The 18744-nt window shown below is 69.2% G+C and carries 16 protein-coding genes and 1 pseudogene; 7 read left to right on the top strand and 10 right to left on the bottom strand.

Annotation, left to right across the window (positions count from 1 at the left end):
- Window positions 1-9 precede the first annotated feature (9 nt).
- Complete coding sequence (locus ETD86_RS25715) at window positions 10-1470, top strand: 2-oxo acid dehydrogenase subunit E2 (protein WP_138668733.1); 1461 nt, start codon at window positions 10-12, stop codon at window positions 1468-1470.
- A 41-nt stretch (window positions 1471-1511) separates the two neighbouring features.
- On the opposite strand, the gene ETD86_RS25710 is transcribed toward ETD86_RS25715, so the two are convergent.
- From ETD86_RS25710 to ETD86_RS25700, 3 genes are read right to left on the bottom strand one after another with little or no spacing between them, the layout of a single operon-like run.
- The gene (locus ETD86_RS25710) at window positions 1512-2687 is read right to left on the bottom strand and encodes an adenylosuccinate synthetase (RefSeq protein ID WP_138668732.1); all 1176 of its coding nucleotides are present in this window, start codon (window positions 2685-2687) and stop codon (window positions 1512-1514) included.
- On the bottom strand, window positions 2684-3583 hold the full coding sequence (locus ETD86_RS25705; RefSeq protein ID WP_138668731.1) for a hypothetical protein: 900 nt from the start codon (window positions 3581-3583) through the stop codon (window positions 2684-2686). The genes ETD86_RS25710 and ETD86_RS25705 overlap by 4 nt, the downstream gene beginning before the upstream one ends.
- A gap of 16 nt (window positions 3584-3599) precedes the next feature.
- Complete coding sequence (locus tag ETD86_RS25700) at window positions 3600-4334, bottom strand: NUDIX hydrolase (protein ID WP_138668730.1); 735 nt, start codon at window positions 4332-4334, stop codon at window positions 3600-3602.
- A 115-nt stretch (window positions 4335-4449) separates the two neighbouring features.
- Here ETD86_RS25700 and ETD86_RS25695 point away from each other — a divergent pair, with 115 nt between their 5' ends.
- Window positions 4450-4743 carry a Dabb family protein gene (locus ETD86_RS25695; RefSeq protein WP_138668729.1) on the top strand — a complete coding sequence of 98 codons (294 nt, stop codon included), beginning with the start codon at window positions 4450-4452 and terminating at the stop codon, window positions 4741-4743.
- Here the strand turns inward: ETD86_RS25695 and ETD86_RS25690 are convergent.
- The 3 genes from ETD86_RS25690 to ETD86_RS25680 all read right to left on the bottom strand — a co-directional run bounded on the left by ETD86_RS25690 (window position 4740) and on the right by ETD86_RS25680 (window position 7863).
- Window positions 4740-5003 carry a hypothetical protein gene (locus ETD86_RS25690; RefSeq protein WP_246148149.1) on the bottom strand — a complete coding sequence of 88 codons (264 nt, stop codon included), beginning with the start codon at window positions 5001-5003 and terminating at the stop codon, window positions 4740-4742. The two genes, ETD86_RS25695 and ETD86_RS25690, sit on opposite strands and share 4 nt — an antisense overlap.
- Window positions 5004-5028: 25 nt before the next feature.
- Entirely contained in the window at window positions 5029-5967 is a 939-nt protein-coding gene (locus ETD86_RS25685) for an MBL fold metallo-hydrolase (protein ID WP_138668728.1), read from the bottom strand.
- A 90-nt stretch (window positions 5968-6057) separates the two neighbouring features.
- A complete protein-coding gene (locus ETD86_RS25680) occupies window positions 6058-7863 on the bottom strand; it encodes an acyl-CoA dehydrogenase (protein ID WP_138668727.1) in 1806 nt (601 codons plus the stop codon).
- A gap of 103 nt (window positions 7864-7966) precedes the next feature.
- Between ETD86_RS25680 and ETD86_RS25675 the strand changes: the two genes are divergently transcribed.
- Window positions 7967-8776 (top strand): class I SAM-dependent methyltransferase, encoded by an 810-nt coding sequence (locus ETD86_RS25675; RefSeq protein WP_246148146.1) that lies wholly within the window; start codon window positions 7967-7969, stop codon window positions 8774-8776.
- Between the two features lie 31 nt (window positions 8777-8807).
- Window positions 8808-9194, top strand: a complete 387-nt coding sequence (locus ETD86_RS25670; protein WP_138668725.1) for a VOC family protein — start codon at window positions 8808-8810, stop codon at window positions 9192-9194.
- 13 nt (window positions 9195-9207) lie between these two features.
- Here the strand turns inward: ETD86_RS25670 and ETD86_RS25665 are convergent, their stop codons facing one another.
- Entirely contained in the window at window positions 9208-9657 is a 450-nt protein-coding gene (locus ETD86_RS25665; protein ID WP_170223261.1) for a hypothetical protein, read from the bottom strand.
- A gap of 75 nt (window positions 9658-9732) precedes the next feature.
- On the opposite strand from ETD86_RS25665, the pseudogene ETD86_RS57200 reads away from it, so the two are divergent.
- Both ETD86_RS57200 and ETD86_RS57195 read left to right on the top strand, forming a co-directional pair.
- Window positions 9733-10146: pseudogene (locus ETD86_RS57200) on the top strand (GNAT family N-acetyltransferase); the annotation flags it as partial.
- 42 nt (window positions 10147-10188) lie between these two features.
- Window positions 10189-10659 carry a GNAT family N-acetyltransferase gene (locus ETD86_RS57195; protein WP_211370307.1) on the top strand — a complete coding sequence of 157 codons (471 nt, stop codon included), beginning with the start codon at window positions 10189-10191 and terminating at the stop codon, window positions 10657-10659.
- Here the strand turns inward: ETD86_RS57195 and ETD86_RS25655 are convergent.
- Window positions 10646-12691, bottom strand: coding sequence for a molybdopterin-containing oxidoreductase family protein (locus ETD86_RS25655; protein WP_138668723.1), 2046 nt, complete (start codon window positions 12689-12691; stop codon window positions 10646-10648). The two genes, ETD86_RS57195 and ETD86_RS25655, sit on opposite strands and share 14 nt — an antisense overlap.
- A 175-nt stretch (window positions 12692-12866) precedes the next feature.
- On the opposite strand from ETD86_RS25655, the gene ETD86_RS25650 reads away from it, so the two are divergent.
- Window positions 12867-15242 (top strand): lysylphosphatidylglycerol synthase transmembrane domain-containing protein, encoded by a 2376-nt coding sequence (locus tag ETD86_RS25650; protein ID WP_138668722.1) that lies wholly within the window; start codon window positions 12867-12869, stop codon window positions 15240-15242.
- 15 nt (window positions 15243-15257) lie between these two features.
- On the opposite strand, the gene mgrA is transcribed toward ETD86_RS25650, so the two are convergent.
- Window positions 15258-16253 carry an L-glyceraldehyde 3-phosphate reductase gene (gene mgrA / locus ETD86_RS25645; RefSeq protein WP_138668721.1) on the bottom strand — a complete coding sequence of 332 codons (996 nt, stop codon included), beginning with the start codon at window positions 16251-16253 and terminating at the stop codon, window positions 15258-15260.
- On the bottom strand, window positions 16250-18340 hold the full coding sequence (locus ETD86_RS25640; RefSeq protein WP_138668720.1) for a S9 family peptidase: 2091 nt from the start codon (window positions 18338-18340) through the stop codon (window positions 16250-16252). Before ETD86_RS25640 ends, mgrA begins: the two co-directional genes overlap by 4 nt.
- Window positions 18341-18744 lie beyond the last annotated feature (404 nt).

Raw genomic sequence — 18744 nt, 5'->3', positions numbered from 1 at the left:
GGGCTGCGCATGCGACGCGAGTTCAAGCTCCCTGACGTCGGGGAGGGTCTCACCGAGGCCGAGATCGTCCGCTGGCACGTCAAGGCGGGTGACGACGTCAAGGTCAACCAGATCGTCGTGGAGATCGAGACGGCCAAGTCGATCGTCGAGCTGCCGATCCCCTGGGAAGGGGTGGTGGCGGTCCTGCTGGCCGAGGAGGGCCAGACCGTCGACGTGGGCGTGCCGATCATCGCCGTCGACACCACCGAAGAGGGCGTCCCCGCAAGTGCCCCCGCAGGCGCCCCCGAGGCCACCGAAGCCGCCGGCCGGGTCGAGGCCTTGGCGGACGACATGGTTCCCCAGCCTCCGGCGGAAGGGGCCGTCGAGCCCGGCGCCCACGGCAGCCCGGCCCCCAAGGAAGAACGCCAGTCGGTCCTGGTGGGCTATGGCGTCAAGACCGGCGCGACCCAACGCCGCTCCCGCAAACGCCCCCCGGCAGGCGCTCCGACTGCGCCGTCACCGATGGCGGGCAGACCCACCGCGCCCACCACTCCTGCGCCGCCCTCATCCGGCGCCGGGCCGGCGGGGCCTGGCACGGCGGAGCCCGGCGCAACACGTGCGGCGCCCGAGCGGGTGGCCGTCCTGGCCAAGCCCCCGGTCCGCAAGCTGGCCAAAGACCTTGGCGTGGACCTCGGCACCGTCACGGGGACGGGCCCACAGGGCTCGATCACCCGCGAGGACGTCCACGCGGCGGCGGAGGCGACCACGGCCCCGGTGGAGCTGCCAGAGCCGCTGGAAGAGCGCATCCCCGTCAAGGGCGTGCGCAAGATGACCGCCCAAGCCATGGTCACCAGCGCCTACACAGCCCCGCACGTCACCGAGTTCCTCCAGCTCGACGTGACGCGGACGATGGAGGCGGTCCACCGCCTCCGAACCCTCCCGGACTTCGCCGACGTCAAGGTGTCACCCCTGCTTCTGGTGGCCAAGGCCGTCCTGACCGCGGCCCGCCGGCACCCGATGATCAATTCAGCCTGGGACGAGGAAGCCCAGGAGATCGTCGTCAAGCACTACGTGAACCTGGGGATAGCCGCCGCCACCCCAAGGGGCCTGGTGGTGCCCAACATCAAGAACGCCCACACCCTTTCGCTCCCCGACCTGGCCGGGCACCTGGCCCAGCTGACGGAGACGGCCAGGGCAGGGCGCACCCAGCCCGCCGAGATGGCCGGCGGCACGATCACGATCACCAACGTGGGCGTGTTCGGCGTGGACACCGGCACCCCCATCCTGAACCCGGGCGAGGCAGCCATTCTCGCCTTCGGCCAGATCAGGGACATGCCGTGGGTGGTGGCAGGCGAGCTGGCGGTCCGCAAGGTGACGACGTTGTCGCTCTCCTTCGACCACCGGATCGTGGACGGCGAGCTCGGCTCGCTGTTCCTGCGTGACGTGGGCGCGATGCTGGAGGACCCGTTGACCATGCTGGCCTGGCGCTGAGCGGGAGCCGGTGACCGCCGGGAGGACCCCTCTCCCGGCGATCACCGCGGGCCCGGCACGAGAGCGCGTTTGCTCTCCGCGGTGGGCCCGTGCGATGCGATCCACACGGGCGCTCCCATGACGTCTGAGACCGCGGCGACCCAGTCTGATACACCCTCTTCGTAAACCGGCCGCGCCCGCATCATCCGCGCGGTCCGCTCCCCGTCACACGCGAACGAGACCGGGGGATCGTAGGCGACGCACATCCGCGAGACCGGCACGTCGAGGTGGGTGAGCGCGAGCACGTCCACCCCGCCGGCCGCCTCGGCGGCGTACCGGTGGGCGACCGCGTCGAAGTGCCCCGACCGGAACGGCCCCTGCCACGGCCCGGTCACGTTGTGCGGCTCGGGTGGCTCCAGGGCCGGATCCTCGGTCACCAGCGGCCCGGGCCCGTGCCTGGTCGTGTACGTCCGCAGCACTCCCAGCCGCACCGCCCCCACCCCGCCGAGCAGCTCCTCCGCGTTGTCGAAGGTGGTCGTGCTCCAGGTCGTGTACGGATCGAACCCCCAGTGCTCGTCCAGCAGCACCCCCTGAGCCCCTTCGAAGACGACGGCCCCCGACGCGACCAGCCGCCCCGTGAAGGACGAGTCCACCAGCCGCACCCGCTCCTGGAACGCCCGATAGGCGGCCACACAGTCCTCCACAGGCGGCCCCTGCACGCCGAGGGCCTCCCGCAGCATCCGCAGCTTGCGCGCCAGCACCACAGGCGCATCCCCGGCGCGCGGCGCCGACAGCCCGTGCTCCAGCCAGTACGCCATCACCTCGCCGACACCCATCCCGCACGACCCGTGCCGCTCCTCCCCGCGCGCCAGCTCCCGCCGCCGCCCGGCCTCGGCGTGGTACGGCGTCGCGAGCAACGCGTCCCGGTCCACCGTGATCAGCGAGAACGGATCCGGCACCCCCAGCCGAGCCAGATGCTCCGCCTCGGCCGCCAACGCCGGCGGATCGACCACCACGAACCTCGACAGATGCGTCGGCACCCCGCGTAACGTCCCCGCCCCGAACTGGGCGAACGTGTGGTGCCGCCCGTCGGGCAGCACGACGTTGTGCCCGGCCTGGGCCCCGCCGTTGAACCGCACCACCGCCCGCACCTCCCGCGTGGCGCACAGCCAGTCCACGACGGTGCCCTTGCCGGCGTCGCCGTACCCGAGGTCGACGACGATGACGTGCCCGCTCATCCGCGACGCTGCCCTCGGCCGAGCGCCCGCCGCACCGACCCGCCCGCGCCGGAGCCCAGCTCGGACAGGTGGCCCAGCCCGCTGTCCAGATCGATCGCGTCCTCGCCGAGCCCGACGGTGAGCGCGATCGTCTCGCACACGGCGCCGAGGTCGTCGAGCTCCAGCACGTTCTGGCCGAGCAGGTGCCGCCACATGCCCAGGACCTCGCGGTCACCGGCGTGGCTGGCCCCGCGCGGCACGATGAAGTAGGTGTCGTACTTCGTCAGGAGCTCGTCGGCGATGTGCTCGACATACAACCGCTCCGGCACACGGTCTCCGATGACGTCCTTGGCCGCGCGCGCGGACAGCCGCGGATAGGGCATCTCGTCGCCGATGATGAACAGGTAGCCGCGCTTGCCCCGTTTCTCGTGGCAGTCGATCGAGGTGTGCCTGGCCATGAAGTACATGGCCAGCTCGTACGACTCGCGTTTCTGCCCGCCGCCCCCGCCTTCCAGCAGGATCAGCCCGAGCTGGTCGTCCATCCGGTTGTCGGACTCGAACTGCCCGACCTGCAGCGGCGCCCGGTCGCAGGTGGCGTCGCCGATGGCGCCGAACATGATCTGGGGGTCGGTGGCGTAGCCCTTGCGGAGCAGCAGCCCCAGCAGGTCGGGCAGCTTGCTCTGCAGGATGCGGGGCACCCGCCCCATGGATCCCGTCACGTCGAACAGGACCGCGATGGCCAGCGAGTTCGGGTGCTCGGCCGAGTCGCGGCTCTCGCGTGTGATGCCGTACGGATCGAGGTCGGGGTGGGTGGCCATGGCGCCCTCGTCGCTGTAGGCGAAGGCGCTGCGGCCGGTGGCCGCGCGGTAGCGGGCGGCCGAGCTGTAGACGTCGGCGGACCAGATTCCGCTGCCCATGGTGATCTCCTCAAGGTCATCGGATTTCCTCCTCGCGCGCCGGTCGCAGCAGCGCGGGGTGGAGCAGCCGCGCGTCTCCGGCGCGGTAGAGCTTGGCGCGCGGCCCGCCCTTGGGGCCGCCCGTCTCGGTGGTCTGTCCTGTGCCCTCGACGAACCCGGGCACGGACAGGACCTTGCGGTGGAAGTTGCCCGCGTGCAGCGGTGTGCCCCACACGCTCTCGTAGATCAGCCGCAGGTCGGAGATGGTGAACAGCTCGCCTGCGAACGCCGTGGCCAGCGGCGTGTACTCCAGCTTCGACCGGGCCCGCTCGACCCCGTCGGCCAGGATGCGGGTGTGGTCGAAGGCCAGCGGCGGCACGTCGTCCACCGGGTGCCAGACGGCCGCCGCCGCGTCCGTGCCGGCCTGCGGGTCGGGCAGGTCGGGGGCGAAGGCCAGGTACGCGATCGACACCACGCGCATCCGCGGATCCCGCCCGGGACCGCCGTAGCTGGCGAGCTGCTCGAGGTGCGCCGGCCTGGTGGCCACGCCGGTCTCCTCGGCCAGCTCGCGCACCGCGGCTTCGGCCAGGTCCTCGTCCGGCCTGATGAAGCCACCGGGAAGCGCCCAGGCCCCCGCGTACGGCTCCACGCCCCGCTCGACGATCAGAACGTGCAGCCGCCGGTCGCGGATGGTCAGGGCCACCACGTCGACCGTCACCGCGACCGGGGCGTAGTGCCGCGGGTTGTACTCAGCGGGCTCAGAAGCCGGCATGAGATCGCCATCGCACAGTCAGGAAATCCTCCACGGAAGCACGTCCTTCTCTATCTGAGTCAATCTCATGCTGAGAATAACTCGACCCATGAAGGAATGTCGATAGGGTTGCCGCATGATTCGCCACATCGTGCTGTTCACGTGGACCGAGGACGCGACCGACGAGCAGAAGGCCACGGTGACGGCCGAGCTGCGCAAACTGCCCGGCGCCATTCCCGAGCTGCGCTCCTACACGGTGGGCCCGGACGCGGGCATCAACCAGGGCAATCACGACTACGCGGTGGTGGCCGACTTCGACAGCGTCGAGGACTACCTGGTCTACCGCGACCACCCGCAGCACCAGGCCGTGATCGCCCAGCACATCAAGCCCATCCTGGCGACGCGGGCAGCCGTGCAGCTGAGCGTCTAGATCTCCGGCGGGTTGTTCTCCCGGTGCATCAGGCGGTCGTCGGAGGTGCGGCCCCGCCTCGGGGCCAGCACGATGCTCAGCACAATGCCCGCGCCGCCGACGATCATGAAGATGACGCCGACGACGTCCATGTGAACAGCCGGGCCGAAGACGTCCGGCTCGATCGCGAACCTCAGGATGGCGCCGAGCGTGAGGAAGAAGATGCTGACCCCGACACCCATGACGACCTCCAGGCAAATGGCGAGTATGCCGACGGTCATACCCGCGTAACGGTGATCACACCCATCAAGCCAAACACGACAGCGGCCGGCCGTCGTTGTAAGTGATCATTTCGAGCACGGCGGTGGCAAGGTCGATCGGCGCGCCGAGCGGCCGCCCGTCGAGCTCCGCGTAGGCCCGGTGCAGGTTGCCCACGATGCGTTCGGAGTCCAGCAACTCGCCCCACTCGCCGAGGTCGGTCTCCCTGGCCGCGTCCAGCGGCGACAGCCCGGCCTCCTTGCCGCGCCTCGCGGTCTCCTGGACGAATCTCAGGTAACTCTCGACCCGGTCGTACACCCCAGGACCGCATACTCCGCCGTGCCCCGGCACGATCGTCTCCGCCTCGAGCTCCCTGAGCCGCCCGAGCGCCTCGATCGCGCCCGCGACCGAGCCCATCAGCACGAACGGCGTGCCGCCGTTGAAGACCAGATCGCCGGCGAACAGCAACCGCCGCTCCGGGATCCACACGTACGAGTCGTTGGTCGTGTGCGCCGCCATGCCCACGTGCCTGACCTCGCAGCGCAGGTCGTCGGAGTGCACGGTGACCCCGTCGGTGAAGGTGAGGAACGGCGGCGTCAGCTCCATCGCACCCCAGTCCACGTCGGGCGACCACGCGGCGAGGTACGTGGGCGGGCCGTCGGCGAGGATCTGGGCCCGCACGCCCTCGTGCCCGACGATCGTGGCCTCGGGGAACAACCAGTTGCCGAACGTGTGGTCGCCGTGGTGGTGCGTGTTGACGAGCGTGGTGATCGGCCGGTCGCTGACCGTGGAGACGGCCTCGCGGAACTGACGCGTGCGGCGCTCGGTCGAGCAGGCGTCGACGCAGATCACACCGCGCCGCCCGGTCAGGAAACCGGTGTTGTTGATCCACCAGCTCCCGTCGGGCTGGATGTAGGCGTAGACGCCGTCGGAGACCTCTTCGACCCGCGGCGGTGGCAAAGGATGGTCGTGCGCGGAAGAGCTCATGCCGCGAACGTACTCGCCGTGAGCCCCACCGGCTGTGTCCTTTTACGACAGAACGCCCGCACGAGGGCGGGCGTTCTGTGGGTGTTCGAACTAGAAGGCCTCTTCGGGCAGCTCCATCAGCTCCTGACCGGTGGCGGCGAGCACCCGCCGCTCGGCGGCCAGCCTGGGCAGCACGGTCTTGGCGAAGAACGAAGCCGCGCCGACCTTGCCCAGGTAGAACGGGTCCTCACCGTCGTTCAGCTTGGCCAGCGCCACCTCGGCCTGGCGCAGCAGCAGCCAGCCGATCACCAGGTCGCCCAGCCCCAGCAGGAACCTGGTGGTGTTGAGGCCCACCTTGTAGACCTCGGCCGGGTTCTCCAGCGAGCCGAGCGCCCAGCCCGCCATGGTGTCGCCCATGGCCTTGACCTCGGCGGCGGCCTCGGCGAGCAGCTTGCGCTCCTCCTTGAGCCGGCCGTTGCCCGCCTCGGAGCCGGCGAACTCGTTGATCTCGCCGATCAGCGAGCCGATCGCCGCGCCCTGGTTCCGCAGGATCTTCCTGAAGAACAGGTCGAGACCCTGGATGGCGGTCGTGCCCTCGTACAGGGAGTCGATCTTGGCGTCGCGGATGTACTGCTCGATCGGGTACTCCTGCAGGTAACCCGAGCCGCCCAGGGTCTGCAGGGAGCGGGAGAGCAGCTCGTACGACCGCTCGGAGCCGACGCCCTTGACGATCGGCAGCAGCAGGTCGTTCATCGCGTGCGCGTGCCGGTCGTCGGGGTCGATCAGGATGGCGTCCTGGAACGTGGCCGTGTAGAGGACCAGGGCCCGCATGCCCTCCGCGTACGCCTTCTGCAGCATGAGCTCGCGACGTACGTCCGGGTGATGGGTGATGGTCACGCGCGGCGCCGTCTTGTCCGTCATCTTCGTCAGGTCCGCGCCCTGGACCCGGCTCTTGGCGTACTCGAGGGCGTTCAGGTAACCGGTGGACAGCGTGGCGATGGCCTTGGTGCCGACCATCATGCGGGCGTGCTCGATCACGAGGAACATCTGCTTGATGCCCTCGTGCACTTCGCCGACCAGCCAGCCGACCGCCGGGTGCCGCTCGCCGAACGTCAGCTCGCAGGTCGTGGAGACCTTCAGGCCCATCTTCTTCTCGACGTTCGTGACGTAGACGCCGTTGCGCTCGCCGAGCTCGCCGGTCTCCAGGTCCACGTGGTACTTCGGCACCAGGAACATGGACAGCCCCTTGGTGCCGGCGCCGTGCCCCTCGGGGCGGGCCAGGACGAGGTGGAAGATGTTCTCGGACATGTCGTGCTCGGCGCTGGTGATGAAGCGCTTGACGCCCTCGATGTGCCAGGTGCCGTCAGGCTGCCGCACCGCCTTCGCCCGCCCGGCGCCCACGTCGGAGCCGGCGTCCGGCTCGGTGAGCACCATGGTGGCGCCCCAGCTGCGCTCGATGGCCAACTCGGCGAAGCGCTTCTGCTCCGGGGTGCCCACCTTCCACAGCGTGTAGGCGAAGTTGGGGCCGGCGGCGTACATGTAGAGCGCCGGGTTCGCGCCCAGCACCATCTCGGCCGTCGCCCAGGCCAGGGTCCGCGGGATGCCGGGGCCGCCCAGCTCGACAGGCAGGTCGAGATGCGCCCAGCCGCCGTCGACCAGCGCCTTGAACGACTTCTTGAAGCCCTCGGGGATCTTGACGCTGGCAGTCGCCGGGTCGAAGACGGGAGGGTTCCTGTCGCCTTCCTCGAAGGAGTCGGCGAGGACGCCGGTGGCCAGCCGGTTGACCTCTTCGAGGATGCTGCGCGCGACATCCTCGTCCACTTCCGCAAAGGGCCCTGTGCCGAGGATCTCGCGGCGCCCGAAGACCTCGAAGAGGTTGAATTCGAGGTCACGAACGTTGCTCTTGTAGTGGCCCATGGGTGTAGATCTCCTTGAACCGAGGGCGTGTGTACTGGGGAGTAACCTTACTCTGAAATGCTACCCGCGGGTAACCCCGGCTATGCATGGCATGCTCGTCTCCATGGACGCCGAAGAACTCGTCACCCGATGGCGGGAGCGACTGGAATCCTGGGCCATCCCGGAGGAAATCCTGGCAAAGGCGCCCGCGGATCCGTGGAGCCATTCGCCGGAGCGCTTCGGCACGCGTACCGATCGGGCGCTGGCCGAGCCGGACGACGGACCCACGATGACCCGCCTGGCCGAGGCCCTGCCCGACCAGGGCACGCTCCTTGATGTGGGGTCGGGACCCGGCGCGTCCTCGTTGCCGCTGGCCCGGCGCATCGGCCATCTCTACGCGGTGGACACCTCGGCTCGGATGCTGGAGGGGCTCACGCTCAGGGCTGACAAGCTCGGCGTGCCGGTCACGACGGTCGAGGGCCGCTGGCCGGACGTGGCGGACCGGGTGCCGGTGGCCGACGTCTCCATCTCCGCCCACGTGGTCTACAACGTCCCCGACCTGGACGGCTTCCTGCGGGCGCTCGACGCGCGCACGCGCGGCCGGGTGGTGCTGGAGCTGCCGCACCGGCATCCCATGAGCTGGATGACGCCGTTGTGGGAACACTTCCACGGGGTGAGCAGGCCGGTGCGGCCGATCGCGGAGGACTGCGTGGCGCTGGCGGCGGCGCTGGGCTACCCCGTCCAGGTGGAGGAACGAGAGGCCCCCCTGGAACGTTTCACGTCGCTGGAGGAGCTGGCGGAGAGCGCCTGCCGGCGGGTCTGCCTCGATCCGTCGAGGGCGGCGGAAGTGGCCGCGACGGTGCTGGAGCTCGGCATGTGGCCGGTGCCGCGCGATCGGTGGGTCACCATCTGGTGGGATCCGAAACCGGCTTGACGTCTTTGGTGGTGTCGGGTTGGGTATCCCCATGATCGAGATCCACGCCGTCACGTTCGACGCGGCTGACCCGTACGAGATCGCGAGCTGGTGGAGCAAGGCCACCGGGCTGCCCCTGGGAGAGGGGGACAAGCCGGGCGACGACGAGGTGATGTTGCGGACCGAGCGCGACCCGTTCCTGCTGTTCATCCGCGTGCCGGAGGGAAAGACCGTCAAGAACCGGGTCCACGTCGACGTCAACGGGACCGCGGGCAGGACCAGGGACGAGGAGGTCGAGAGGCTCATCGGGCTGGGCGCGACCGTTCACGACGATCGGCGCCAGCCCGACGGCAGCGGCTGGGTGACGATGCTCGACCCCGAGGGCAACGAGTTCTGCGTGTGCCGGAGCCAGGCCGAGCGGGAGACGGCGACCGCCTGAGGACGTATGCGGGTCACCGGGCGGAGCGCGCCCGGCCCCGCATCGTGAGCGTCAGAATGCTGGCGATCAGGTAGACCAGCGCGCCGTGCCACAGCGCGTCCACAGCCGAGCCGAACACCCCTTCGCCGTCCAGCACCAGCTGCACCGGGTAGTCCAGCACCGCCGTGATGCCCGCGGGCAGCAGCGCGAACTTCCACGGGTGCTGCAGCGACCACAGGCGGGCCTGGCGGGTCACCCGGTCGCCCTCGTTCGGCTTGGACACCGCTCCGATCGCGGCGATCAGGGTGAACAGGCTGATGCCGAGACCCAGCGCCCACACCAGATCACCGCTGCCCGTGAGCGCCCCCATACCGAAGCTGACCGCGGACACGGCGCCGCCGCCGATGGCGGCGGTCTTCCAAGGGGCGCCACGCAGGGCGGCGCCCGAAAGCGAGACCTCATCGCGTCGACTGATTTCGTTCATGTGGTAATCGTGCCTTTTGGGGGCCCTTGGGGGCATCGGGGATGGACCCTGAGCTGTCCCTGACATGATTCGGACATGCAGGAATTTGTCATTGTGCGGCTGGGTGCGGGGGACGAAGATCGGCTGCGGGACGTCCGGTTGCGGGCGCTCCAGGACGCGCCGGACGCGTTCGGCTCCACATACGGCGAGGAAGTCGCGTTCCCGGCGGGGAAGTGGGCGGAACGGCTGAGCGGTTCGCTCCGGCGGTGGTGGGTGGCCGCAGGCCCGGACGGGGCCGATGCCGGCCTGGTGAGCGTGCTCCTGGAGGACTCCCAGGCGCACCTGCTGTCCATGTGGGTGGCTCCGGAGGCACGGGGGCACGGCGTCGGCTCCCGGTTGGTGGACGAGGCCGTCGCCTGGGCCCGCGACGCGGGCGCGAAGCGGGTGCGGCTCTGGGCGGTCGATCAGAACCACGCCGCCCGCGCGCTCTACACGCGCAAAGGGTTCACCCCGACAGGGGAGATCATGGCGCTGCCGTCCAATCCCGCGCTCATGGAGTCCGAGTACGCGCTTTCCTTGATCTTCCGGCGGGCCCGCAAGGAGGACGTGCCCGCGATCGTGGCCATGCTGGCCGACGACCAGCTCGGCGCGGAGCGCGAGGGCGACCCGGCCGATGAGCGCTATCTGGCCGCCTTCGAGCGGATCGACGCCAACCCCTATGACGAGCTGATCGTGGCCGAGCGTGACGGGAAGGTGGTGGGGACGATGCAGCTCACGTACCTGGCGGGGCTGTCGCGGCTGGGCGCCGAGCGGTGCCTGATCGAGGCCGTCAGGGTCGCCGCGTCCACCCGTGGCCAGGGGCTCGGCCGCGAGATGATCCAGTGGGCGATCGACCGCGCCCGGGCACGCGGCTGCGCCATGGTGCAGCTCACGTCGGACAAGTCACGCAAGGACGCGCACCGCTTCTACGACTCGCTCGGCTTCGCGGCCTCCCACGAGGGTTACAAGCTCAAGCTCGGCTGAGCTGGTCGACGTCCGTCCGCACCAGGTGGGGACAAGGGCTGATCTCGACCAGGTTGTCGTGGTAGCCGGGGCCCTTGCCCATGTCGCCGTCCCGCTCGGCCACGACCGCGTTCGGGTTGGCGCCGCCGGGGCTGAGCTTCGGCCAGCGTCCCTTCGCCGAGGCCACCACCCCGGCCGCCACCCGGTCGCTGATCTCCACGTCGGCCAGGAACTCGCCGCCGTCGTTGTGCACCCGTACCCGCTGGCCGGCCACCAGCCCGCGGGCCGCCGCGTCGGCCGGGTTGACGAGCACCGCGGGGTCCTTGGCGCGCCGCCGCAACTCCGGGTTGTTGCCGAAGATCGTGTTGAGGAACGTGTGCGCGGCCGGCGTGATCAGCGTCAGCGGGTACGGCGAGCGCCCGGCCTGGGCCGTGTGGGACGGGACGTAGGCCTGCCCAGCCCGCGGGAAACGCAGCCGCCCCGACGGCGTCGGGAAACCCTCGGCGAACGGGGTGAACGGCTTGGGATAGTTCATCCGCACCCACCCCTCCTTGCGCAGCCGGTCCAGCGTGACGCCATCCAGCGAGGGATGCCCGCTGGACAACAACTGCTCGGCCAGCTCCAGGTCCGAGTCGTACAACGACGGCTCGGTCAGCCCCATGTGCGCCGCCAGCCGCCGGAACGTCTCCGTCGTGGACAGGCACTCGCCGGGCGGCTCGACGGCGGGCTCGTTCCACAGCAGGTACATATGGCCGTACCCGGCGTGCAGGTCGTGGTGCTCGGTCTGCATGGTGGCCGGCAGCACGATGTCGGCGTAGTCCACGGTGTCGGTCGGGAACTGCTCCATGACGACCGTGAACAGGTCCTCGCGGGCGAGCTGCCGCCTGATCGTGTTCCCGTCGGGAGTGGAGGCGAGCGGGTTGGCCGCGTACACCCACAGGCACTTCACGTCGTCCAACTGCGAGGCCAGCTTGGTCATGACCAGCGTGCGGACCGGTTTGGCCAGCAGGTCGTCGCGGGTGTCGACGTCGAAGTGCACGTGGCCGCTGGTGGAGTACGCGACGCCGCCGCCCGGGTGGCGCCAGTCGCCGGTGACGCCGGGGATCGCACCGATCGTGCGCATCGCCGTGCCGCCGCCCGCGTGCCGCTGGATGCCCATCGTGGCGCGGATGGCGGTCGGGCGCGTGTGGGCCAGCCTCATCCCCAGGCTGTGGATATCCGCGGCCGGGATGCCGGTGATCTCCGACACCTTCTCGACCGGGTGGCGCAGGATCTCTTCGCGGAACTCCGGCCAGCCCTCGGTGTGCTCGGCCAGGAACTCCTCGTCCTGCGCGTTCTCCGCGAGCACGACGTTGAGCAGGCCGAGCGCGAGCGCCGCGTCCGTGCCCGGCCTGATCGGCAGGTACTCGTCGGCCTGGTCGGCGGTCCTGGTGCGGATCGGGTCGATGGCGACCACGTGCGCGCCGTTCGCCCGGGCGTCCTGGATGAACTTCCACAGGTGGTGGCCGCTGGTCAGGGTGTTCGTGCCCCAGAGCAAAATCAGCTTGGCCAGCGCGAAGTCCTCCGGGTCCATGCCGGCCGCCGTGCCGTTCGTACGGTAAAGCCCGCTGCTCCCGGCCGCCGAGCAGATGTTGAGCCAGTGCTTGGATGCGCCGAGCATGTTCCAGAACCGCCGGCCCGCCACGCCCTCGGCCCCCTGCAGGTAGCCGAGCGTGCCCGTGCCCAGGTACGGCCAGATCGCCTCGCCGCCGTGCTCCTCGACGATGCCGCGCAGGCGTACCGAGATCTCCTCCAGCGCCTCGTCCCACGTGATGCGCTCGAACTGACCGGAGCCCTTGGGGCCGGTGCGCCGCATGGGGTACAGAATCCGGTCAGGGGCCTGCGAGTGCTCCAGGTAGCGGTTGACCTTCACGCAGAGCGCGCCTCTGGTGTACGGGTGGTCGGGGTTACCGCGCAATTGGACGGCCTTGCCGTTGTCGACGGTGACGATCCAGGAACAGGTGTCGGGGCAGTCCAGCGGACACGCCCCCAAAACCTTCAATTGGCCCGACATGGGTCACAGCCTATGTCGAATGAATTACCTGGGCCGCAGCGTGTAGCCTGCGCTTCGTTCGAGACACTGAAAGCAAGAGATCGTACGGTCCGGCCGGGAAGGTGCAGAATCGCTGACAGTGGCCGAAATCAGGGAAAGAGATGACGCGGCGGACCTCGCGGAGGAGGACCCAGCCGTGGCGGAGTCGCGCGCGGACAACGACGTCTACGTGGTAGAGCCGCTGCTGCCCCAGCGCCTGCGACGCCCGTCCGACCTGCTTCGCTTCATCACCACGCTCATGGTGCTCGGAGTGGTCATCCTGCTGGCCCTGGTGGCCAAGCAGACGCTCATCGGCCTCGAGGCCGATGTCAAGGGAGGCGCGGAGCTCGTCCCGCTGCTCAGCAGGATCGCGGCCTTCCTCGGCGGGGCGGCCGTGCTCGTGGTGCCCGCGGCGTTCGCCGTCGAGCGGGTCTTCCACCGCGACGGACTTCGGGTCGCGGAAGGGCTGATCGCCGCCATCATCGGCATGGCCGGGTCGTTCCTTCTCGGGCAGTGGCTCGTCGGGGGCAACCTCGACGACCTGCGCGTGCTGCTGACCGGCGACCGCGACATCGAGCCGCTGAACACGCTGCTCACCTCTGTCGTCGCGTACGCCACCGCCGTCCGCATCTCACGCCGCCCCACTTGGCGCATCCTGATGTGGACCACGATCGCCCTGTACATCCTGGCGTTCTTCTCCGGCCGGCAGATCACGATCCCGAGCGCCATCGTGACCGTGGTGGTCGGCATGGCCATCGGCTACGCCACCCTGTACGGCGTCGGCAGCCCCAACACCAGGCCCCCGGGCAGCGCGGTGGTGTCGGCGCTGCGCAAGTTGTCTTTCGCGGTGGTCTCGGCCCGCCGCGTCGAGGATGACCACCAGGGCAGCCGCCGCTACGCCATCGGGCTCAAGGACGGCAGCAGCCTCGACGTCACCGTGCTCGACCGGGACCGGCAGGTGGCCGGACTGCCGTACCGGCTGTGGCGGCGCATCAGGCTCAACTCCGAGACCAGGCGCCGGGCCATCAGGTCGCTCAGGGCCGAGCTGGAGCGCGAGGCGCTCATGGCGTACGCCGCCCAGGCGGCCGGCGCGAGCACGCCCCGGCTGCTCGGCACCAGCGAGATCGGCACCGAGGCCGCGCTGCTGGCGTACGAGCACATCGAGACGCGTCCCCTGGACGAGGTGCCCGACACGGAGATCGACGACGAACTGCTCGCCCAGATCTGGGAGCAGGTCGAGCTGCTGCAGATCCAGCGCCTCGCGCACCGGCGGCTCACCGGCGACAGCATCCACCTCGACCGGGACGGACGCGTCGTGCTGACCGACGCGCGCAGCGGTGAGATCGCGGCCGGCGACCTGCTGCTCCGGCTCGACGTCGCCCAGTTGCTCACCTACCTGGCGCTCCGCGTCGGCGCCGAGCGTTCGGTGCGGGCCGCGGCGGCCGTGATGGGGCCGGAGGCGCTGGCCGCCGCCATGCCGTTGCTCCAGCGCATCGCGCTCACCAGGGAGACGCGCTCGGCCCTGGCCAAGCAGAAGCACCTGCTGGCCACGCTCCGCGAGCAGATCGTCGCGCTCAAGCCGTCAGGCACCGTCGAAGAGGTACGCCTCGAGCGGTTCCGCCCGCGCACGCTGATCACGATCATCGCCAGCACGATCGCCGCCTATATCCTGCTGTCGCAGCTCAGCCAGGTGGACGTCTACAAGGTGATCACCACGGCCAACTGGGCCTGGTCGGGGCTGGCGCTGGTCGCCGCGTTCGTCAGCTTCGTGGCCGCCGCGCTGATGCTGCGCGGGTTCGTGCCCGAGCCGCTGCCGCTCTGGCGTACCGTGCTCGTGCAGTTCGCGTCCTCGTTCGTCAAGCTCGTCACCCCACCGGCCGTGGGCGGGGTCGCGATCAACACCCGCTACCTGCAGAAGCGCGGCATCACGCCGGCGAGTGCGGTGGCCAGCGTGGGCGCGTCGCAGCTGATCATGCTGGTCTTCCACATCGCGCTGCTGCTGCTGTTCGCCTACATCACCGGCTCCACCACCGCCACCTCCTTCACGCCCTCGCGCGGGCTCGTGGTGGCGCTGCTGGCCATCGCGCTGCTGGTCGTCGTGGTGCTCGGTGTGCCGCCGGTGCGCAGGATGGTCACCTCGCGGCTGCGCAAGCTGTTCGGCAACGTGCTGCCCCGGCTGCTCGACGTGCTGCAGTCGCCGCTCAAGATGATCGAGGCGGGCGTGGGCACGCTCATGATCACTATCGCTTTCGTGGCCTGCCTGTACGCCTGTGTGTCGGCGTTCGGCGGCGAGATCAGCTTCACCGCTGTCGCCGTCGTCTACCTCACGGCCAACGCGATCGGCTCGGCCGCGCCTACGCCCGGCGGGCTCGGCGCGGTCGAGGCCGCACTGGTCCTGGCCCTGATCGCGGCAGGCGTGCCCCAAGCGGTGGCCACGTCGGCCGTGCTGTTGTACCGGCTGCTCACGTTCTGGCTGCCGGTGCTGCCTGGCTGGGCCTCCTTCACCTACCTCCAGCGGCACGAATCCCTGTGAGTGAGCGACTTCAGATCACCGGGTCGACGAAGTGGGTCCGGTGATCTTGTCTATGGCCTCGAGTTCGTCCTCGGTGAAGGCCGGGCCGTCCACGCACGCCACGTTGTCCTCCAGCTGCTTCACGCTGCTCGCGCCGATCAGCACGCTCGTCACCCTCGGGTCCCTGAGCGTCCACGACAACGCCATCTGAGCCAGCGTCTGCCCCCGGCCCCTGGCGATCTCGTTGAGATCGCGCGCCAGCTCCCGGTCGACCCGATCGGGAGAGAGGAACCGGCTGGTGGCGGCCCGCGAGTCGGCGGGCACCCCGTCCAGGTAGCGGTCGGTCAGCACACCCTGCGCCAGCGGCGAGAACACGATGCAGCCCATCCCCGCCTCCTCCACCACGTCCAGCAGCCCGTCCTCGATCCACCGGTTGATCATCGAGTACGACGGCTGGTGGATGAGCAGCGGCGTGCCCAGCTCCCGCATGATCCGCGCGGCCTGCGTGGTCTGCTCGGTCGAGTAGTTGGAGATGCCCGCGTACAGCGCCTTGCCCGAGCGCACCGCCCGGTCCAGCGCCCCCATGGTCTCCTCCAGCGGCGTCTGCGGGTCGGGGCGGTGGCTGTAGAAGATGTCCACGTAGTCCAGGCCCATGCGCTGGAGCGACTGGTCGAGGCTGGCCAGCACGTATTTGCGCGAGCCCCACTCGCCGTACGGGCCGGGCCACATGTCGTACCCGGCCTTGGTGGAGATGATCAGCTCGTCCCGGTACTGGCGGAAATCCTCGTGCATGATCCGGCCGAAGTTCTTCTCCGCCGAGCCGTATGGCACGCCGTAGTTGTTGGCCAGGTCGAAGTGCGTCACCCCGAGGTCGAACGCCCGGCGCAGGATCGCCCGGGAGTTCTCGATCGGCCGGTTGTCGCCGAAGTTGTGCCACAGGCCCAGCGAGACCGCGGGCAACTTGAGCCCGCTCCGGCCACTGCGGTTGTACTGCTGCCGCTCGTAGCGCCCTTCGTCGGCCTGATAGGTCATGACGTGCCCCTTTCGATGATCCAGGAGAGCGCGAACGCCTCCTCGCGCCAGGCGTCGTACCGGCCGCTGCGCCCGCCGTGACCCGCCCCCATCTCCGTCTTCAGCAGGAAGGGGCCACCCTGCGCGGTCGCCCGCAGCCGGGCGATCCACTTCGCCGGCTCGTGGTAGAGGACGCGGGTGTCGTTCAGGCTCGTGATCGCCAGGATCGGCGGGTATGCCCTGCCGTCCACGTTCTCGTACGGGGTGTAGCTCTTCATGTAGGCGTACACGTCCGGGTTGTGCAGGGGGTCGCCCCACTCGTCCCATTCGATCACGGTCAGCGGCAGCGACGGGTCGAGAATGGTGTTGAGCGCGTCCACGAACGGCACCTCGGCCACCACGCCCGCGAACTCCTCCGGCGCCAGGTTCGCCACCGCGCCCATCAGCAGGCCGCCCGCCGAGCCGCCCCTGGCGATGATCCGCTCGCTCCAGCCGGTCGCCTTCAGGTGCCTGGCCACGGCCACGAAGTCGGTGAACGTGTTGCGCTTCCTGGTGAGCTTGCCGTTCTCGTACCAATGGCGGCCCATCTCGCCACCGCCCCTGACGTGCGCGACGGCGAAGACGAACCCGCGGTCCAGCAGCGACAACCTCGGGACCGAGAAGCTCGGGTCGATGGAGGTCTCGTAGCTGCCGTACCCGTAGAGGAGGGTCGGCGCGGGCTTGCTCGCGTCCTTCCGCTTCACGATCGACACCGGGACCTTCGTCCCGTCCTCGGCCGTGGCCCACTCCCGGAACTGCTCGTAGTCGGCCGGGTCGTAGCCGCCCAGAACCGGGCGCTGCTTGAGCAGGATCAGGGCGTGGGTGTCCAGCTCGTAGTCGTACACGCTGGGCGGAGTCACCATGCTCGTGTACGCCAGCCTGAGCCGTTTGGTGCTGAACTCCGGGTTGCCGGCGGGGCCGACGTCGTAGAGCGGCTCAGGGAAGTCGATCTCGTACGCGTTCCGCTCGGCCGCCTCCACCTGCTCACGCCAGTCCGCGATCGTGCTCGGGTACGGCAGGACACGCAGGCCCGTGAGCCCGTCGCGGCGGAAGTGCACCACGGCGTGGTCTTCGAACGCGTCGATCTCCAAGAGCCTGGTGTCGTCGCGGTGCGCGATGATCGGGGTCCAGGCGCCAGGGTCGTCGAGCGGGGCCGTGGCCAGCTCGAAGTTCTCGGCGTTCTCGTTGTGCAGGATGTAGAAGAAGTCGCCGGCGTGCTCGACGCTGTACTCCATCCCGGTCGTCCTGGGCCGGACGACACGGAACTCACCCGTGGGATCGGTCGCGTCGAGGATGCTGACCTCGCTGGTGATCTTGCTGCCCGCGCCGAGCACCAGGTAGCGCTCGCTACGCGTCAGCCCGATGCCGACCCAGTAACGCTCGTCGCTCTCCTCATAGACCAGCACGTCCTCTGGGGTGCCGAGGGTGTGCCTATAGACCTGGTACGGGCGCCAGGCGTCGTCGACGCGCGTGTAGAAGAACGCCGAGCCGTCGGCCGACCAGGCGCCTCCGTAGAAGATGTCGGCGATCTCGTCGGGCAGCAGTTCGCCCGTCTCGAGGTTCTTGAACCTCAGCGTGAAACGTTCGTCGCCCTTGTAGTCGGTGGAGAAGGCCAGCATCGTGCCGTCGGGCGTGACGGAGCTGGTGCCGATCGAGAAGAACGGGCTGTCGCCGGCGAGTTCGTTGCCGTCCAGGATCACCCGCTCGCGGTCCAGCCGGATGCCGGGGGTGATCTCCGGCGGTGCTTCGCTGTCCGCGGGGACGCGGCAGGAGACCGCGTACTGCTTGCCCTCCTCGGTGCGGGTGAAGTACCACCACGCGCCCTTGCGGCTCGGCACCGACAGGTCGGTTTCCTGGGTGCGGCCCTTGATCTCCTGGAACACCTCCTCCTGGAGGTCGGCCAGGTGACCGGTCTGCTGCTTGAGAAACTCGTTCTCCGCCTCCAGATAGGCCTTGGTATCGGGATCTTCCTTGTCGCTCAGCCAGGCGTACTCGTCGATGACGGTGTCGCCGTGATGGGTACGCTCAGTAGGAATCGTCTTCGCCAGTGGCGGCGTGTTGCTGCTCACGTGGGGAGTCTATGTTCGGTCGTGATCGTTCTGTGTCCCTAGAAGATGACGAACCGTCCCGAGCGGTCTGAGACCGCTGCTAATCTTTAGAAGCCGACGCGGTGCGGCGCAACCCACTCCACCTTCACTCCGGTGATCTTGGCGTGGGCATGCGTTGTACCAGAAGCCCGGTCAATTTGACAGGGATTCGGGCGGATGTAAGGATTAAGACATAACGCAAGACCGAAGCGAAACGCCGGAATAAGCGTCCGTTTCTTGAGAACTCAACAGTGTGTTAAAAGCCAGTGCATGTGCATCATCACATGTATGACCCCGTCATTTTTGACGGTTTTGCTTGGACAGATCTGTCCGGACATGTTCATTGTTTGGAGAGTTTGATCCTGGCTCAGGACGAACGCTGGCGG

Origin of the sequence: Nonomuraea turkmeniaca, from assembly GCF_005889735.1 — a bacterium.
Lineage (GTDB): Bacteria > Actinomycetota > Actinomycetes > Streptosporangiales > Streptosporangiaceae > Nonomuraea > Nonomuraea turkmeniaca.
Note: the sequence above shows the minus strand (reverse complement) of the source record. Positions and strands in the feature narration are given on the sequence as shown.

Bases quoted from the DNA above. Each gene is read 5' to 3' on its own strand.
- ETD86_RS25675 (WP_246148146.1), top strand. From the start codon at position 7,967: ATGGACGCCGAAGAACTCGTCACCCGATGGCGGGAGCGACTGGAATCC.
- ETD86_RS25680 (WP_138668727.1), bottom strand. From the start codon at position 7,863: ATGGGCCACTACAAGAGCAACGTTCGTGACCTCGAATTCAACCTCTTC.
- ETD86_RS25715 (WP_138668733.1), top strand. From the start codon at position 10: ATGCGACGCGAGTTCAAGCTCCCTGACGTCGGGGAGGGTCTCACCGAG.
- ETD86_RS25655 (WP_138668723.1), bottom strand. From the start codon at position 12,691: ATGTCGGGCCAATTGAAGGTTTTGGGGGCGTGTCCGCTGGACTGCCCC.
- ETD86_RS25710 (WP_138668732.1), bottom strand. From the start codon at position 2,687: ATGAGCGGGCACGTCATCGTCGTCGACCTCGGGTACGGCGACGCCGGC.
- ETD86_RS25700 (WP_138668730.1), bottom strand. From the start codon at position 4,334: ATGCCGGCTTCTGAGCCCGCTGAGTACAACCCGCGGCACTACGCCCCG.
- ETD86_RS25695 (WP_138668729.1), top strand. From the start codon at position 4,450: ATGATTCGCCACATCGTGCTGTTCACGTGGACCGAGGACGCGACCGAC.
- ETD86_RS25685 (WP_138668728.1), bottom strand. From the start codon at position 5,967: ATGAGCTCTTCCGCGCACGACCATCCTTTGCCACCGCCGCGGGTCGAA.
- ETD86_RS25690 (WP_246148149.1), bottom strand. From the start codon at position 5,003: ATGACCGTCGGCATACTCGCCATTTGCCTGGAGGTCGTCATGGGTGTC.
- ETD86_RS57195 (WP_211370307.1), top strand. From the start codon at position 10,189: ATGGAGTCCGAGTACGCGCTTTCCTTGATCTTCCGGCGGGCCCGCAAG.
- mgrA (WP_138668721.1), bottom strand. From the start codon at position 16,253: ATGACCTATCAGGCCGACGAAGGGCGCTACGAGCGGCAGCAGTACAAC.
- ETD86_RS25670 (WP_138668725.1), top strand. From the start codon at position 8,808: ATGATCGAGATCCACGCCGTCACGTTCGACGCGGCTGACCCGTACGAG.
- ETD86_RS25705 (WP_138668731.1), bottom strand. From the start codon at position 3,583: ATGGGCAGCGGAATCTGGTCCGCCGACGTCTACAGCTCGGCCGCCCGC.
- ETD86_RS25665 (WP_170223261.1), bottom strand. From the start codon at position 9,657: ATGAACGAAATCAGTCGACGCGATGAGGTCTCGCTTTCGGGCGCCGCC.